The organism is Staphylococcus sp. FSL K6-3157, assembly GCF_038005145.1.
Taxonomy (GTDB): domain Bacteria; phylum Bacillota; class Bacilli; order Staphylococcales; family Staphylococcaceae; genus Staphylococcus; species Staphylococcus equorum.
The window spans coordinates 2,711,652-2,729,564 of sequence record NZ_JBBOSM010000001.1; the positions used below are offsets into that span (position 1 = coordinate 2,711,652).

Consider the following 17,913-nt stretch of genomic DNA (forward strand, 5'->3'; position numbering starts at 1 on the left):
AGTACAAACTCATATCCATTTATTTTTGATATTTTCAACATTAACCATATATAGAATTGATGACACTTGCCAGTTCATCAAAATCTTTAGTTCCTTTCCTAAACTAGATAATAATGTTTACTATAAAATCATTCACGCTGTTATATATTATCGTGAATACCTATCCTATTCCATTTTGTGCAAATAACTTGATCTGTATAATTTGGTATCTTCAATATATTTTTCGACTTGCTATGATTCTTTCAAACACTTCAACTAAATTATTACTATTAAATTCTATTAACCCTTAAAAATAAATTAAAAAATGATGACCAAATTATATGGCCATCATTTTTTAAATATTACATCTTGCTTGTATCAATTACATAACGGAACTTTAGCGTTTTATAATTTTTATATAATACTATTTATTTATAAAACCTAAATTACCATTAACTGTTTCATATAAACCTGATTGCTTTCTTGTTTTAATAACCGAAGTATTCAAATATTCATCTAAGACTGTTAATGCTATTTTTCCTTTTGGAAGATTCTCCGTTTGAAATTGAGCTTTATACTCACCTGGTTTTAAAAGGTTCTTTTTAAGTTTTATAATTTTATAATTTTCAGGATTTTTTCTACTTTTTATCTCTATATATTTTATATCAGTGTTTTTAGAGTACAGATTCAAAGTCACATTTCCCTTTTTATGAGATGAGCTATGTAAAAAAGCATATATGTTTTTTTTATATAAATTTCCATTAAATGTATAATATGCTTTATTTTTCACAAAGCAAAGATCTTCGTTATCTTTTTGCAAATACCAATTAATGAATTTTATAATTTCCTTCTTATCGCCCGCTTTAATCAACTTTATCGCTTCTTGATTTAATTCATCATCTGAAAATGCTTTAGGATCAAAATCCTTCTCTATTTCAATTAAAGCGCTCTGTAGTGCTGGGAGTAACGTATCAATCTCTTTTATAAACCCTTTTTTGTAAAATTTAGCATCTAAAATATCTTTGTTTATTAATCGATATAATAAATTTTCAAAGACTTTATTATCCTTGTATTTATTTGATAAATAGCGATACGCTTCTGTTTGATATTTCATTCTATTTAACGTCGTTGATTCTTTTGATTTTACTAAGGAAACATTTTCTGTGTATCGATTAGCACAATAAACAACTTCGCTTGTGGTACTTAGTTTATCAATATTGAAGAAAACTTCTGCAAAGAATTGTAAATCTTCTGCAAATATCATTTCTGGAAAACGAATATGATTTTTCTTTATTATATCGGTTTTGATTATTCTTCCAGCAGGAGCTAAATGATAGAATGATTTTCTGAAATTTTTTAAATCTATACTTTTTTGTGAAATTTTGGATAATGCAACTCCACTACGCCCGACACGGTCATTATATACATACTTTGTAAGACCTGTAGCATAGTCTGTCTTGTTTAATTTCACAAGATTATATAAAGTTTCTACGGATTCTAATGGCAACCAATCATCACCATCCACAAACATTAAGAATTCACCTAGACATAAATCAATTGATAAATTACGAGGTTTTGCTGGCGTCCCTGAATTTTCATCTAATTGTACAAGCTTATAATTGGAAAATGACTCGATTTTTGAAGATACAATACTTACTGTATTATCTGTTGAACAATCATCTACAACAATGAGCTCAAAATCATGTTTATCCATAGTTTGATTTAAAATACTATTTAGTGTATTTTCAATAAATTTACCTTTGTTGTATGTACTAATTAAAATACTGACTTTTATATTTTTGCTTTTTTGATTACTTTTAATAACTTCCATTTTTCCTCTACTCCAAATAAATGAGACGTGACAATTAATAATATATTCTTCAAGAAATTTTACACTTCTTTATTATATTTATAATTACTTGCCCCATATTTAAATTATAACTATTTAAGCATACTAAATATTTAATTTTTGTCATTACTTTTTTATAAAACTTAAAGTCATATAAAATTAAAATATTTCCTTTAGAAACTAGAAAGTAAAGTATCTGAAACAAATGTTTAGTGAAGTAAGATTAATTTTTGTATAATTTTAGTTAAGCTAATAGTGGCTAAGGTATGAAATATAAAGGAGTTGTAATTGAATATGACCCGTTTTTTAGCATTATGTGGAAGTAAACGTAAAAATTCACTAAACAAAAAGTTGTTAATTGATATAGAGCAGAACCTCTCAGATGAACACACTTTTGAAATATATGATGAAATATATGATTTTCCATTATTTCATTCTGGTATAGAATACGAAGATTATCCAAAGATTATAAAAGAATATATAGCTAAGTTAGACAACAGTGATCATATTGTCATTGCAACACCTGAATATATTCGGGGTGTCCCAGCTACTCTAAAAAATGCAATTGAATGGCTATTAGCCTCAAATATACTTTATAAAAAGCCTGTTTCTTTTATAGTAAGCAGTGCGCATGGTGACGCATGTTATGATAACTTGATTACATTTTTAAAATTCCTCAACCCAAAGCTTCATGAAGATGGCATGCTATTGTTATCAGGAGGAAAAAGATTACGTGATGAAAATGGTCAATTCTTTTATACAGAGACTAACAATAAATTGCAAAACTTTGTCCAACATTTAGAACAAAATCAAAATAAGACGTAGAGATACTTAAAACCTTTATTAAATTTAAGTGATGCTATTATTTAGAGCGAAGCAATTGATAAGTTTCTTATATTACCGCTAAATATAAAGTTTGATTATGAAATTTAAAAGAGGCTTCCTTTTTAAGGAAGCCTCTTTTAGCATAGATTACGATAACCATAGGTTATGTTAATTATGATGTGGTAAATTTTATATATAATAATGAATTCCTCGAGACGTCATTATTATCGCTATTTAAGCAAAACGATGTGAAGGATAATTTAAAAAATTGAAAAGCAATGAAACCAAAGGTAAGTTAGTCATCACTGATTTCACTTAAAAATTAAGTATTTAAACGTTCTTTATTTATATAACTTTTGATAATCAGTGGTTAGAGAATGTAGATATTCACTACCCTTTGCTGTATATTTAATTATTCTTATAAAGCACATTGTTATTTCTGACTAAATTTTATGTTTCTACTCTTCCATACCTAACTCTTGCAATGCCATTTTTTCATACGCCGGTTCTCCTGATTCCATAGCAAACTCAGCGATAAACATTGGGAATACTGCATTGAGTTCTATTATATGCTCTTTCATTCGTGGCCATGTTTCTCCTCCAGCTTTACCGTATGCTGTTATGAGTTGCTCTAAGCCTTCGTCGTCGAATACACGATGGTATCCCATAAAGTCCATTGACGGATCGGAGTAGGTTGCTTCAGTCCAGTCTATGAGTCCTGTGACATTTGCTTGGTTATCTACCATTATATGTCCTGGATGTAAGTCTCCATGTATCATGGTTGCACGTCGAGGCCACAGTTCGTCGTTTTCTAACCATTGTTTCCATCTGTTCCATAATCCATCTGCCACGCCATAAGTTTCTCTAACTTTATTCATTCTTCTTTGAAAATCATTTTTTATTTCTTGTATAGTTTTGATATTTATATGGTGTGCGGTAATATTTTCCTCTGGTATGTTGTGTAAATCTACGAGTGTTTCAGCTAATGTGTTAATAAAATTTTTTGTTACTGGTTTGTGTTCAATTTCCCATACGTAATTTTGTATTTCTGGATCTATTGTGGCTGCGGGTTTGCCTGTAAGTTTTGGATAAGCAATAAGGTCTTTTGTATGTACTTTCCAATTCGGTACTTCAAACGAAACATTTTTTTGTAAGAAGTCTACCATTTGTTTTTCGGGTTTTGTTCGTTTATAAACGTCAGGTCTTCTTGGTAGTCTTAAAACCCACTCTATTCCGTGTTCATCTTCTCCAAATGCAACTTGGAAATCTAGCCCTGATTCATTCAATGATATTGTTTGAGATTTGATGTGTAATTGATATTTTTCTGCAATTTTAATGATTTCATTATGTTGAGTCATTTTATTTCCTCCTTATTTCTATTATATTTTTTGTGAACGTATTTTTATCTTGATGTAAAAGAAGTTTATATGCAAACGGTAGCTGTAAGACTTTGTGATATAACGTATAAACGTATTTCATGTTACGATATTATAAATGATAATACTTCTCAATTAATGATATTGATAACGATACGAGTAGATGGGTTTGGAAGAGGTACAAAAAAATTTATGGAATGAGTGTCTATTAACTATTGCACTTCCTGAGCATTATGAAAATGATTCTGAAATAGTATTGCTTATAATGTTAAATTCTTTATTTACAGTATCTATTTCAGCCATAACACCATATGGAATTACACACTTGGATTCATTAAGACCAAAGCTAGAATTAAAAACTATAGGTGTTTCAGCTATATTCCATTTCTTTACCGTGTCTTCCCAAATGCTTTTAATACTACAGCTTTATACAATAAAGGTAGAGAAGATATAAAGCATACGATAGAAAAATGGCATTATCAAAATCAAATTATACTTGGGATTATTTTAAAAGTATCAATGATTTAAAGAAACACCGTATACAAGCATTAGAAGAGTGTAGTTACGATATGAGTCATCACCCAGAAACCTATAAAGAATCATCATTACCAAAGCTACCCTATATAGATAATGAATTTGATATTTTATTGTCGGCACATTTCTTGTTTATGTATTTTGATAGGCTCGGTTATAATTTTCATAAAAAACTATAGACGAAATATTATGAGTAACGAGTGAAAAAATTGCTAAAAAACTGACGTAAGTCAATCTACAGTGTATAGAGTGATTAAAAAGGGGGTAATATAAAACTATATATTTTAAAAAGGTGGGAATATAATGGGGAATAATATTTTATTGCAACCTGGTAAGCTAGAAGAAGTTATGAATAACCTTATGATAGAGGGGGTTAAAGAAAATAACAATAATTTACAACCAATCGAAATTACTTATGATTCAGAATTAAGCAATGCAGAAATCGACTCTATAATACTGAAGTTAAATAATATTAATAATGAAAATAATATATTAATTAATAAATTATTGAAACATAAACTTTCTCGATGATTTTGAATTACTTTTCCCTATTAAAATTTAGAATTAAAAACCAAATTAAGCAATCACATACGATGACATGCAAAAAAGGTAACATGTAATAGCATGTTACCTTTTTTGCATTTGAAAGCCTCGTAAGCTTTAAGTGAATAAAAAACAACCATTCTTCTTAATCAATCAGAGGTTGGAATGGTTATTCTCTGCGCACTCTGTTTTTCTTTATATAAAACAGAAGTTATATAATAGATAAAACATAGCTATACTACCCAAAATTACAGAGAAACGAATATTGAAAACTTCTGATAATGAAGCTATTAAATACCCTTTATTTTAATAATAATTTTATCCTCGTGACTAAAATTGTCTATTTGAACTAACTTTCGCTCTAACCCTCATTATGACCGGAAAAGACAATACTTTTAAACAGCTAATTTTAAACCAATGGCGGACATTAAAATAATCGCAATGCATAGCATCCTTTTTCATTCTTTTGGTTCACCAAACCAATACATCCCCATTACAGCAGAACCTACAGTGCCAATACCTGTCCAAATCGCATAAGCCATACCCATTGGAATCTCTTTCATTGCATAAGATAACAACAGAAAGCTTAATCCAAAAAATAAAATCATATAATAAAGAGCTGACTTTTGTTTTTCTCCTAATCTTTTTACTTTATATACACCCACTACTTCTAAACACCCTGCGACTATTAACGCTAACCAAGACACTATACAAACTCTCCCTGTTCATTAGATTCTGATAATTCTTCCTTGCTACTTATTAATTTTAATCCGATAACACCACCTAGTAGTGTAGATATAAGTAATATCTTCATCGGGATAGTAGGTTCTCCGAATACAATCATTTCCGCTAAGACTGTGGCCGCTGTGCCTATTCCGGCAAAAACTGCATATAGTGTGCCAATTGGTAATTTTTTACCAGCAATCGTCAATAAACAGAAACATACAAGCGAAGAGATTGCTAATCAAACAGGAGTGACTCATTCTACAGTTTATCGAGTATTAAAATAACAATTTTTATATTAGTTCAAAACACTAATTATAATTTTTAAGTAGTGTTTTGAAAGTTATTATTACATAATACGATATTAGTTCCTTCACTATTTTTACTCTGAAAAATACAAGAAAAAGCAAAAATATTCATACCCCCACCCCGTATATGTTACACTCATACTATCCTATTACTAGAAAGTAAACTCAGGGGGGATATTGTGAATAATAAAGAAACAGGCCAAAATCATAATCATCAAGAACATGAGAATCATGGTGACCATGCACATCACCATCATGGTAATTTTAAAAGTAAATTTTTTATTTCTTTGATTTTTGCGATACCTATTATTATTCTATCGCCGATGATGGGCGTTAAATTACCGTTTCAATTTTCATTTACAGGTTCAGATTGGATTGTATTAATCCTTGCTACTATTTTATTCTTTTATGGAGGCAAGCCATTTTTATCAGGAGCTAGAGATGAAATTTCAACTAAAAAACCTGGAATGATGACACTAGTTGCTCTAGGTATTTCAGTAGCTTATATCTATAGTTTATACGCTTTTTATATGAATAACTTTAGTAGTTCATCGACTCATACAATGGATTTTTTCTGGGAATTAGCAACATTAATCTTAATTATGTTATTAGGTCACTGGATTGAAATGGATGCAGTAGGTAATGCCGGGAATGCATTGAAAAAAATGGCAGAACTGTTACCTAATACTGCAGTTAAAATTACGGACGATGATCAACGTCATGAAGTTAAAATTGGAGACATCAATATCGATGATATCGTTGAAGTTAGAGCTGGTGAAAGTATACCTACAGATGGCATAATTATTCAGGGACAGACATCAATTGATGAATCATTAGTTACTGGTGAATCAAAAAAAGTTTCTAAAATGCATAATGACGATGTTATTGGCGGCTCTATCAATGGTTCAGGAACAATACAAGTTAAAGTGACAGCTACTGGTGAAAATGGTTACTTATCCCAAGTTATGGAACTTGTTAACCAAGCTCAAAATGATAAATCAAAAGCTGAATTACTATCAGATAAAGTTGCGGGGTATTTATTTTATTTTGCAGTAAGTATTGGTTTGATTTCCTTCATTGTATGGATGCTAATTCAAAAAGACGTTGATTTCGCACTTGAACGACTCGTAACTGTATTAGTCATTGCTTGTCCACACGCATTGGGATTGGCAATTCCATTAGTTACAGCACGTTCTACTTCTATAGGCGCACATAATGGCTTAATCATAAAAAACCGAGAATCTGTAGAAATCGCTCAACATATTGATTACATCATGATGGATAAAACTGGAACGCTAACTGAAGGCAATTTTTCGGTTAATCACTATGAAAGTTTTACAGACGAGTTAAACAATGAAGAAGTATTGAGTTTGTTTGCTTCATTAGAAAGTAGCTCTAATCATCCACTTGCTAATGGTATTATTGATTTTATTAAAGAGAAAAACATTTCATATTCTAGCCCTCAAGAAGTTAATAATATTCCAGGTGTAGGATTAGCAGGGAAAGTTGATAATAAAACACTCAAAATAACGAATGCTTCTTACCTGGATAAAAACAATTTCGATTATAAAAAAGAACAATTTACACTTCTAGCTCAACAAGGTAACTCTGTTAGTTATTTAATTCATGATCAACAAGTAATTGGTATTATTGCACAAGGCGATAAAATCAAAGCAAGTTCAAAACAAGTGGTTTCAGACTTATTATCAAGAGATATTACGCCAGTCATGCTTACAGGCGATAATAAAGAAGTGGCGCAAACAGTTGCTAAAGAATTAGGTATTCGTGATGTACATGCACAATTAATGCCTGAAGATAAAGAAAATATTATTCAAGATTACCAAAACAATGGTAGTAAAGTAATGATGGTCGGCGATGGTATCAATGATGCACCTAGTCTTATTAGAGCAGATATTGGTATGGCAATTGGAGCAGGAACAGATGTAGCTGTTGAATCAGGTGATGTCATACTCGTTAAAAGTAATCCATCCGATATTATTAATTTCTTAACTCTTTCTAAAAATACGATGAGAAAAATGGTTCAAAATTTATGGTGGGGTGCAGGATATAATGTGATTGCTGTCCCTCTTGCAGCAGGTATATTAGCTTTTATTGGTTTAATATTATCGCCAGCTATAGGTGCAATACTCATGTCTTTAAGTACAGTTATCGTAGCAATTAACGCTTTTACTTTAAAATTAAAATAAATGATAGGGGTTTAAATTATGATTAAAAAATTAAGCTTTATTATATTAGCATCAGGGCTCGTATTATCAGCTTGCTCAAATGGCAGTGAAGAAGAAAAAGATTCTAAAGATCAAAAACACGAGGAACATATGGAACATAAAAGTGAAAGTAAAGTTCCAGAGGATATGAAGCGCACAGAAGAAAGTACATTTAAAAAAGGTGATGAAGTTACTATTGCAGCAGGACACATGCCTGGTATGAAAAACGCCCAAGGTACTGTGAATGGTGCTTATGAAACTTACGCTTATGTCGTAAGCTATACACCTACAAATGGCGATGAAAAAGTGAAAAACCATAAATGGGTCGTTAACGAAGAAGTTGCCGACGCCCCTGAAAATGGATTTAAGAAAGGTGATACAGTTAAATTAGAAGCTGACCACATGCCTGGTATGAAGGGCGCAGAAGCAAAAATAGATGATGTAAATAAGACAACTGTTTATGTAGTTGATTATAAATCAACTGAAAATGACAAGATGGTAAAAAATCATAAATGGATGACAAGTGATGAACTTAAATCCCGTTAAAACGTATTATTAACACCTATAAATTAATCCTTTAAGAATATACTTTTAAAAATGGACTGTTGAAAACAACAGTCCATTTTTATATCTAAACCATTAATTTAACCAACAATATAAAATCTATTTAATTTATTAAGAAGATTTTCTTGGTTATTTAAGTCTATAAACTAGATCGTCTTGGACATACAACAAAAGATGCAATGGGCAAGATGTTCTTTACCATGATGAGTGTATTTGCTGAACTTGAAGCTAACTTATTAAGTGAACCAACTAAAAAAGATTAGAAGCAGCATGAGCAAGAAGTAGAAAAGGTGGACGGTCATCCATCATTACCTGACCACAAGAAAAGAGAAATCAAAGTTTTATATGATGAACTAAAAATTACATCAAAATTTAAAGAAGTTATTATAGGGTTTAAGAAAGCTTTTTCAACTTTATATTAAAAATAGACCGAATTATCATGAGCCCTTTCAGTTATATACTGTAAGGGCTCATTTACTACTAAATAAAATAGCGTTCATTTTCTAATGAAAATAGGAATATTCAACTTTAATCAAAACAATAACTTATGTTTATAGAAAAGACTTTTCAATCAGTTCAAGCACTTTCAAAAGCAAAGGTGTAGCTGTCATATAATCACCTCCTTACATTAAAAATAATGTATATATTATTTGAAAATTACCAAGTTTTACTTATATGCGTATATTCTCATTAAATCTAAGTCCTATTTTCACTTTTTGCTATTATCCAAATTGTTTTCAAATTCGTTACTATTTCAATAAAAGTAGTAGTTATATATATAATGTCATAAACAGAATTTCATTGCTAATAATACTACTACATATTTTGTATCTGTACCTAATAATTCAGCCAACCACATCCAGAATATTGCACCATATCATCCAAGTGTAATAACAGTTTCTACTTACATAAGATATTGATTTTGCATTTCCACACTCTATGATATTACAATTCATTTAACAAGAATATCTGTCATTTTCTGCACATTCTTTTTATTTAATAAAATGATGTATATTAAACTTGCGTTTCATTATCACGATCACGTTTTTCTTCTTTGTTCGATATTTCAATTTCGCTTATTTTTTGTCCAGGGTCTTTTGTAACACTATCCAATATATCTATAAATTTATTCAACATACGTTGAATTGTTATTGGATCAAATAATTCATTCGCATATTTTAATGATACTTTATAAGCTTCATCGCCTTCAATTATCATGTGTAAATCAAATTTAACATTTGTGTCAGAAACTTCTTTTTCTTCAATTTCCCAACCATCTATTTTAAATGATTGATTATTAAAATTTTGAAATGCAAACGCTACATCATGCAATGTGTTACGTGTTAAACCATGTTTTTCCATCACTTCATCTTTCAATTTCTCAATAGGATAATCTTGGTTATCCAAAGCTTTTAATGATAAGCTTTTAATTTCCGATAATAATTGATTGAATGATTTATTACCCTCTGGATAACCACGCATCGCGAGCCTATTAAAAAATGCACCTATCACTTCTTCGGTATTTTTATGTGTACGTCCCGAAACAGGACTACCAATTACTATATCTTCTTGATGAGTATATTTATGAAGTAAAATCATTAATGATGTTAATAAAATTGTATAGTCAGTACTGCCGGTTGTTTGTGCAAGTCTATTAATTGCAAGTTTCGTTTCATTTGGCATGTTTACAGCGATTGTTTTACTCTCAAAAGTCTGTTGCTTTGGTCTTAAGTAATCTAAAGGTAAATCTAAAACAGGTAATTTATCTTCAAATTGTGATAACCAGAACGTGCGTTGTTTACTTAAATCACGGTTTTTAACCCACTCACTGTAATCTTTGTACTGTAGCTTCATTTTTTCTAAAGTATGACCTTGGTACAATTTTAAAAATTCTTTAATAATATTATTGATAGATACGCCATCTGAAATAATATGATGGATATCAAATAATAAAATATAACGTTGTTCATCACATTTCACTACTTTAACTCTTAATAATGGTGCTTGTGTTAAATTGAACGGTTTTACAAAATCTTCTGACAGTACGTCATAATCAATTTTTGATTTTTCTTCATAGTCTACCCTAATCTGTGTATTATCTTCGATTACTTGAATAGTTTCTCCATCAATCGTTTCAAAGCGCGTTCTTAACGTCTCATGTCGATTAATTAAAGATTGAAACGCATATTGTACGCGTTCAATATCTACATTACCTTTAATTTCAAATATTCCAGGCATATTATATGCTGTCGTCTGGCTATCTACCATTTTATTTAATATATATATATGCTGTTGTATTGGAGATATATAGTAAAATGGCTTATCTTCAGCTTTTGGAATATCTTGAATATTCTTATCGTTGGCACTATTTTTTATAACTTCAGCCAATTGTAAAACTGTTGGTCTTTCAAAAATGATTTTTAAGGGTAAACGAACACCGATTTCACTTTCAATTTCATTTATAACACCAATCGCTTTAAGTGAATGTCCTCCTATTTCAAAGAAGTTATCGTGTATACTTACGCGTTCAATATTTAAAACGTTTTCAAAAATACTAGCAAGCATTCTTTCTACATCATTTGTAGGTTCAACGTGAGTCTTGCTTTCAACTTTAATTTCAGGTAATTTCTTTTTATCTAATTTACCATTTGATGTTACAGGTAATATATCGATTTGACTCATGTACGACGGAACCATGTAACCTGGTAATTTTTTACTTAACTGCGTTTTGATATCATAAAAATCGATTTGCTCGTCTGCAACTAAGTAAGCACAAATCGCTAATTCTTCTCCTGCCATTGGTTTAGCAACTACTGCAACATCAGAAATAAAATCGATTTGACGTAATAAGCTTTCAATCTCACCCAATTCAATACGATAACCACGGATTTTCACTTGTTCATCTAAACGACCGAGATATTCTACATCACCTGTAGCACTCCACTTCGCTAAGTCACCTGTACGATATAATTTACCTTCACCAAATGGATTGTCGATGAATTTTTCTGATGTTAAATCAGGACGATTTAAATATCCTCTTGTCACACCAACACCGCCAATACACAGTTCACCTGGTACACCAATGCCCATGAGATTCTTATCTGAATTCATAATATAGGCTTGTATATTTGCAATTGGTTGACCAATTGGTATTTCTTCATAGATAACATTATTCTCACAATCGAAATGCGTCACTTCAACAGTAGTTTCAGTCGGACCATATAAATTAATTAATTGTATTCTGTTTTCGTTGCCTATTGATTCATTAAATTGATTCACCCATTCTGTTTTCAATGCTTCGCCACTAGCTAAAATATATCTCAAACTAGAAAGTAAGTGCGCTTGTTTCGTTGACTCAACGTAAGTAATAAATGCATTAAACATAGAAGGTACAAAGTGAACGATTGTTATTCCAGATATCTGAAGCAAAGAATTTATTTTTTCTGGGTTACCTTCCTCCCCTGAAGGTAACAGGGTTAATTGCGCACCAACCAACGAAAAGCCGAAAATTTCCCATACAGAAACATCAAAGGTAAAAGGAGTCTTGAAAAGAATTACATCTTTTTCACCAATATTATATTGATTAATCATCCAGTTAAGGCGGTTCATTACACCTTCGTTTGAAACCATCACTCCTTTGGGTTTACCCGTCGTCCCCGATGTATAGATAACATACATCAGGTCTGATACATCTGTAACATTGAGTAAATTGTCGGTTGGTAACTCTTCAAACATCGCTTTATCCGTCACATCAATGATCACACCGTTATATACAATAGAATGGTCGATAGGTTGATCCGTTAACATGACTATGGGTTTACTATCATTCAAAATATAATTGATACGGTCACTTGGATAATTAGGATCAATGGGTACATAGGCTCCTCCTGCTTTCAATATACCGTAAATTCCAATAATCATTTCCAAATGACGATTAGTCATTATACTTATGAGACTATTCGGTTTGACGCCTTCGTGTCGTAATTTATGTGCGACTTGATTCGCTTTAGCGTTCAATGTTTGATAAGTCAAACTTTCACCTTCGTAAGTGACCGCCATTTTATTAGGCGTTTTCGCTACTTGGGTTTCAAAGCGTGACACAAATGTTTGTGAATTATTTAAATCTACTTGTGTGTCATTGAAGTCATGAAGTAGCGTTTTTCTTTCTTCCTTTGTAATCATTTCTATATCGCTAATTTTTTGTTCAGGATTTTGAACACTATTAGATAAAATTTCTAAATAATGTTCTAACATACGTTTTACGGTCGCTTGATTAAATAATTTATCTGAAAACTCTAATGAAATTTTATAGCCACTGTCCTCAACTACACTCATATTCAAATCAACTTTGGCACTCGAAGTTGATAGTTCTTTTTGGTTAACTGACCAATCATTGACTGTAAACATTGAGTAATCATTGTTTTGTAAGGTGAACATCACATCAAATAATGGATTACGTGTTAAATCACGTTTGTCTACAACTTCCTCTACCAATGCTTCTAGCGGATATTCTTGGTTATCAAAAGCTTTTAATGATAAGTCTTTAATTTCCGCTAATAATTGATGAAATGACTTATGACCTTCTGGATAACCACGCATCGCAAGGGTATTAACGAACATACCGAATACACCTTGAGTGTCTTTATGTATTCGGCCAGAAATTGGGCTACCAATGACAATGTCTTCTTGACGACTATACTTATGAAGTAAAGTCATAAAAGATGTTAGTAAAATCATATAATCTGTACTACCTGTTGCTTGTGATAGCTGGCTAATCGCAAATTTTGTTTCCTTAGGCATATTTACAGTAATTGTTCGACCTTCAAAACTTTGCTGATCTGATCTTGTATAATCACAGGGTAAATCTAAAACCGGTACTTTATCTTCAAATTGAGATAACCAAAACGCACGTTGATTACTTAAGTCATGAGAATGCATCCATTCACTATAGTCTTTGTACTGCACTTTTAGTTTTTCTAATGGATGATCTTGATACAATTTTGAAAATTCTTTCATAAACAAGGTAATAGAGAAACCATCTGAAATAATATGATGAATATCAAACAACAACATATAACGCTGTGCAGCAATTTTCACTAGCTTTACTCTTAATAAAGGTGCTTTTGCTAAATTAAACGGTTTCACAAAATCTTTTGAAAGCCTGTCATAATCAACATTCAATGTGTCTTCATAGTCTACACTAATAGTTATATCATCTTCGATTACTTGAACTGGTGTACCATCAATTGTTTCAAAGTGCGTTCTTAACGCCTCATGGCGCTCTACTAGTTTTTGAAATGTGTTTTCAACACGTTTAACGTCCACTGAACCCTGGATTTCAAACATTCCTGGCATGTTATACGCCGTTTGATTATCTATCATTTCATTTAAAATATATAACCGTTTTTGTGGTGAAGATGCCAAATAATACGGTTTTGTTTCAGCTTGTGGAATACTTTGTGTATGCGCATCACTATCATAATCGTCTATCACTTTTGCGAGTTGTATCACTTTTTCATAGTCAAACATAATTTTTAAGGGTAAACGAACACCGATTTCACTTTCAATTTCATTTATAACGCTAATTGCTTTAAGTGAATGACCACCCATTTCAAAGAAGTTATCATCAATACTTACACGTTCAATATTCAAGACATTTTCAAATATCTTAGTAAGCATCACTTCTGTATTATTTCTAGGCGCAACATACGATTTACTTTCAATTTTAATTTCAGGTAATTGTTTTATATTTAATTTACCGTTAGATGTTACTGGTAATTTTTCGATTTGTGCCAAGTATGATGGAACCATATAATTCGGTAATTTTGCACTTAACTTTGTTTTAATATCATCAAACGGTATTTGTTTGTCTGAAACTAAGTAAGCACAAATCGCTAGTTCTTCCCCGCCCATTGGTTTGGCAATGACCGCCACATCTATGATGTCCTCATTTTGACGTAAAGTACTTTCAATTTCACCAAGTTCAATTCGATAACCACGTATTTTCACTTGGTCATCGATACGCCCTAAACATATAATATTTCCGTCTTCCTGCCATTTCGCCAAATCACCTGTACGATATAATTTCCCTTCACCAAATGGGTTATCAATGAACTTTTCTTTCGTTAATTGAGGGCGATTTAAGTAACCGTCAGTTACACCTGCACCCCCGATACAAAGCTCTCCTGGCGTACCAATGCCCACGAGATTATTATCTTCGTTCATAATATACGCTTGCGTATTCGCAATAGGTTGACCAATTGGAATAGCTTCATAGATAACATTATTTTCACAATCAAAATTTGTCACATCAATCGTAGTTTCGGTAGGGCCGTATACATTAATTAATTGTGTATTATTTTTTTTACCAATCGCCTCATTAAATTGATTCACTAATTCTGGTTTCACTGCTTCACCACCAACTAAGACGTAGCTTAAGCTAGAAAGCAAGTGTGCTTGTTTTGTCGACTTAATGTAATTGATAAATGGATTAAACATAGAGGGTACAAATACAGCTATCGTTACCTTAGATGTTTGAATTAATGAAGTAATTGTTTCTGGATCCCCTTCTTCACCGGAAGGTAAAAGCGTTGCTTGTGCACCAACCATGGCCCATCCAAATATTTCCCATATTGACGGATCAAAGGTAAATGGCATTTTGAATAAAATGTTATCGTCACTACTAATATCAAATCGCTTAATTCTTCTATTAAGATTATTCATCACACCTTTATAAGGTACCATAACGCCTTTGGGTTTACCTGTTGTACCAGATGTGTAAATAACACATAATAAATTAGATACATCTGTGACGTGTGATTGATTCTCGGTTGGTTGTATTGATGTGCTTATATTTTCCATTAAATTTATAACTGTTTGATTAAATTCAATAGAGGTGTCTAAAATTCGATCTGTTAATAACGTATGGGGGTTGCTGTCACTCAAAATATAATTAATACGTTCAGTTGGATAGTTTGGATCGATTGGTACATAAGCACCGCCTGCTTTTAGAATACCGTAAATACCAATTATCATTTCTAAATGTCGATTTGTCATTATACCTACAAGACGATTCGGTTTTACGCCTTCATGTCGCAATTGATGCGCGACTTGATTCGCTTTAGCGTTCAACGCTTGATAAGTCAGACTTTTACCTTCGTAAGTAATTGCCTTTTTCTCTGGTGTTTTTTCTACTTGTTGCTCAAAACATTCAACAAATGTCTGATTATTATTTAGTGCTACTTGTGTATTGTTAAAATCATGTAAAATGAGTGACTTTTCTTCTTCTGCAATGATCTCTATTTCACTAATTTTTTGTCTTGGATTCTCTAATATTACATTTAAAATTTCTATAATATTTGTGTGTAATGTCACAACTTCTTTTTTACTAACAACGTCTACCTGGTAATCGTAATCTATTTCTAGCTTATCTTCTCCATGCCTATTGCTTATATTTAGGCCCAATGGAGCATTGGTTGTGCCGGAATCTAACCATTCCTCCGAATAACCTTTTTTTATAAAATCAGGATTGTGCTGAGTGTTCTGAAACGAAACCACGAAGTCTAGCAATCCTTTTGCGTTACCACTATTTTCTACTATATAACTATTCGGGAATTTTCTATGTTTCAATACTTTGAAAGTTTCCTTTTTCATTGTCCCTAAAAATTCATTGATAGATGATTTCTTATCAATTTCAACTATTATAGGTAAGACTCTTGAATAAACCCCTGTCATTTTCTTTTCAAACTGCTTGTTTCTATTGTGTAATGCTATTCCAATTGAGTTTTTATTTGCTAAAGTTTTTTTATATTTTAAAATCAACATAGCAGCAGAAAACAAATTACTAATACTTAATTTGTTACTTTCACAAAACTCCATTATTTTATGTGTGTATGTGTCTGATAATCTATAATTCAGCCTATCTCCTTGGGCATTATTCACCCGTTTTTTTTCAAATAACTCATTATCTTCTAAATTTTCTGTCTTTTCAAACCAGAATTGTTTATCTTTTTCGAACCTTGATGAATTTTTATAATTCATTTCATCCTTAACACAATCTAAATACGTATACTCAAAATTTTCATTTTTATTTTCGTTCCCGTATATTAAAGATTCGCATAATGTATTTCCAGCTATAGTCATACTCCATCCGTCTGAAATAACATGATGTTGTAATAATAATATTCCAACATCTCCTTTAGGGAGTGTTAAAATCACAAATTTAAATAAGTCGCTATTCAAAGCAAATATATTTGCTTTCACCTGTGTATTAACCCATTCATCAAAACCCTTTTGATTATTATTAAAATCAATATAATCAAATTCTTTACTTTTATATTCATCAATATATTGTTTATATTCGGAGTTCACTTTTTTAATTTTAATTCTATAACTCTCATGTGTTTTTATTAAATTGTTTAGCGATTTGTCAATTTCTGATATTTTCACATTATCTTTAATATTAACAATTCCTGCTATATTATTAATGCTAGTATTTTCATAATATTCTTCTAATTGAATAATTTCACGTTGCGCTTCAGATAATATATACTCTGCCATTAACTTAACCTCCATATTTTCAATCTACGTAATATTAACATGTAATTATACATAATATAACTTAAACAAAAGTCTTAGATAGCCTATCATTTTTCACCCCTCTACACTATGATGTTATAATACAAATAATGAATAGAAAGTCCATAGATAACCCGATCGCCCTAATTCATAGGTGCTCGCTACCCCAACTGTTCTCTTATATATAATTTCTTCAGTGCTTTTGGTGCTTCTACCGCATTCCTATAATGTTTGAAGCGCATCTATTTTTTCATTTTCCATACTTTCTAATAAATCATATTTATCTACATAACACGCATAAAATGTAGCTCGGTTAATATCTACTAAAACAATAAGGTGTTGCACGTTGGTATCTTCAAAATGTACTTCTTTCAGTAATTACAAAAATGATTGTTTTATCGCTTTCTCTG

At 31.1% G+C, this 17,913-nt stretch carries 12 protein-coding genes and 2 pseudogenes; 7 read left to right on the top strand and 7 right to left on the bottom strand.

Going from position 1 to position 17,913, the window contains the following annotated elements:
- Positions 1 to 403 precede the first annotated feature (403 nt).
- Positions 404 to 1,810 carry a glycosyltransferase family 2 protein gene (locus MHB47_RS13075; protein WP_340757170.1) on the bottom strand — a complete coding sequence of 469 codons (1,407 nt, stop codon included), beginning with the start codon at positions 1,808 to 1,810 and terminating at the stop codon, positions 404 to 406.
- A 312-nt stretch (positions 1,811 to 2,122) separates the two neighbouring features.
- On the opposite strand from MHB47_RS13075, the gene MHB47_RS13080 reads away from it, so the two are divergent.
- On the top strand, positions 2,123 to 2,653 hold the full coding sequence (locus MHB47_RS13080) for an NAD(P)H-dependent oxidoreductase (protein WP_340757172.1): 531 nt from the start codon (positions 2,123 to 2,125) through the stop codon (positions 2,651 to 2,653).
- A 458-nt stretch (positions 2,654 to 3,111) separates the two neighbouring features.
- On the opposite strand, the gene MHB47_RS13085 is transcribed toward MHB47_RS13080, so the two are convergent.
- On the bottom strand, positions 3,112 to 4,011 hold the full coding sequence (locus MHB47_RS13085; RefSeq protein WP_340757174.1) for an Mph(C) family macrolide 2'-phosphotransferase: 900 nt from the start codon (positions 4,009 to 4,011) through the stop codon (positions 3,112 to 3,114).
- Between the two features lie 187 nt (positions 4,012 to 4,198).
- On the opposite strand from MHB47_RS13085, the gene MHB47_RS13090 reads away from it, so the two are divergent.
- The 3 genes from MHB47_RS13090 to MHB47_RS13100 all read left to right on the top strand — a co-directional run bounded on the left by MHB47_RS13090 (position 4,199) and on the right by MHB47_RS13100 (position 5,094).
- On the top strand, positions 4,199 to 4,483 hold the full coding sequence (locus MHB47_RS13090) for a hypothetical protein (protein WP_340757176.1): 285 nt from the start codon (positions 4,199 to 4,201) through the stop codon (positions 4,481 to 4,483).
- A gap of 16 nt (positions 4,484 to 4,499) precedes the next feature.
- A complete protein-coding gene (locus tag MHB47_RS13095; RefSeq protein WP_340757178.1) occupies positions 4,500 to 4,742 on the top strand; it encodes a hypothetical protein in 243 nt (80 codons plus the stop codon).
- Between the two features lie 124 nt (positions 4,743 to 4,866).
- The gene (locus tag MHB47_RS13100) at positions 4,867 to 5,094 is read left to right on the top strand and encodes a hypothetical protein (protein WP_340757180.1); all 228 of its coding nucleotides are present in this window, start codon (positions 4,867 to 4,869) and stop codon (positions 5,092 to 5,094) included.
- A 473-nt stretch (positions 5,095 to 5,567) separates the two neighbouring features.
- On the opposite strand, the pseudogene MHB47_RS13105 reads toward MHB47_RS13100, so the two are convergent.
- Together MHB47_RS13105 and MHB47_RS13110 are read right to left on the bottom strand one after the other, a co-directional pair.
- Positions 5,568 to 5,813, bottom strand: a pseudogene (locus MHB47_RS13105) (DMT family transporter); the annotation flags it as partial.
- Entirely contained in the window at positions 5,813 to 6,064 is a 252-nt protein-coding gene (locus MHB47_RS13110; RefSeq protein WP_340757344.1) for a DMT family transporter, read from the bottom strand. The gene MHB47_RS13110 and the pseudogene MHB47_RS13105, both read right to left, overlap by 1 nt.
- Before the next feature lie 252 nt (positions 6,065 to 6,316).
- Between MHB47_RS13110 and MHB47_RS13115 the strand changes: the two genes are divergently transcribed.
- The 3 genes and pseudogenes from MHB47_RS13115 to MHB47_RS13125 form a co-directional block, all read left to right on the top strand.
- Positions 6,317 to 8,344: a heavy metal translocating P-type ATPase gene (locus tag MHB47_RS13115; protein ID WP_445684159.1), complete on the top strand. Its 2,028-nt coding sequence runs from the start codon at positions 6,317 to 6,319 to the stop codon at positions 8,342 to 8,344.
- Between the two features lie 18 nt (positions 8,345 to 8,362).
- Positions 8,363 to 8,908, top strand: a complete 546-nt coding sequence (locus MHB47_RS13120) for a DUF1541 domain-containing protein (protein WP_340757182.1) — start codon at positions 8,363 to 8,365, stop codon at positions 8,906 to 8,908.
- A 155-nt stretch (positions 8,909 to 9,063) separates the two neighbouring features.
- A pseudogene (locus MHB47_RS13125) lies at positions 9,064 to 9,348 on the top strand (recombinase family protein); the annotation flags it as partial.
- A gap of 362 nt (positions 9,349 to 9,710) precedes the next feature.
- On the opposite strand, the gene MHB47_RS13130 reads toward MHB47_RS13125, so the two are convergent.
- The 3 genes from MHB47_RS13130 to MHB47_RS13140 all read right to left on the bottom strand — a co-directional run bounded on the left by MHB47_RS13130 (position 9,711) and on the right by MHB47_RS13140 (position 17,848).
- A complete protein-coding gene (locus tag MHB47_RS13130) occupies positions 9,711 to 9,794 on the bottom strand; it encodes a hypothetical protein (RefSeq protein ID WP_445684163.1) in 84 nt (27 codons plus the stop codon).
- A 146-nt stretch (positions 9,795 to 9,940) separates the two neighbouring features.
- Complete coding sequence (locus MHB47_RS13135; protein ID WP_340757184.1) at positions 9,941 to 17,485, bottom strand: amino acid adenylation domain-containing protein; 7,545 nt, start codon at positions 17,483 to 17,485, stop codon at positions 9,941 to 9,943.
- Between the two features lie 240 nt (positions 17,486 to 17,725).
- Positions 17,726 to 17,848 (bottom strand): hypothetical protein, encoded by a 123-nt coding sequence (locus MHB47_RS13140; protein WP_340757186.1) that lies wholly within the window; start codon positions 17,846 to 17,848, stop codon positions 17,726 to 17,728.
- Between the last annotated feature and the right edge of the window lie 65 nt (positions 17,849 to 17,913).

What these genes read in the sequence shown, in the direction of transcription:
- MHB47_RS13100 (WP_340757180.1), top strand. Translation starts at nt 4,867, where the DNA reads ATGGGGAATAATATTTTATTGCAACCTGGTAAGCTAGAAGAAGTTATG.
- MHB47_RS13120 (WP_340757182.1), top strand. Translation starts at nt 8,363, where the DNA reads ATGATTAAAAAATTAAGCTTTATTATATTAGCATCAGGGCTCGTATTA.
- MHB47_RS13080 (WP_340757172.1), top strand. Translation starts at nt 2,123, where the DNA reads ATGACCCGTTTTTTAGCATTATGTGGAAGTAAACGTAAAAATTCACTA.
- MHB47_RS13085 (WP_340757174.1), bottom strand. Translation starts at nt 4,011, where the DNA reads ATGACTCAACATAATGAAATCATTAAAATTGCAGAAAAATATCAATTA.
- MHB47_RS13095 (WP_340757178.1), top strand. Translation starts at nt 4,500, where the DNA reads ATGGCATTATCAAAATCAAATTATACTTGGGATTATTTTAAAAGTATC.
- MHB47_RS13075 (WP_340757170.1), bottom strand. Translation starts at nt 1,810, where the DNA reads ATGGAAGTTATTAAAAGTAATCAAAAAAGCAAAAATATAAAAGTCAGT.
- MHB47_RS13135 (WP_340757184.1), bottom strand. Translation starts at nt 17,485, where the DNA reads ATGGCAGAGTATATATTATCTGAAGCGCAACGTGAAATTATTCAATTA.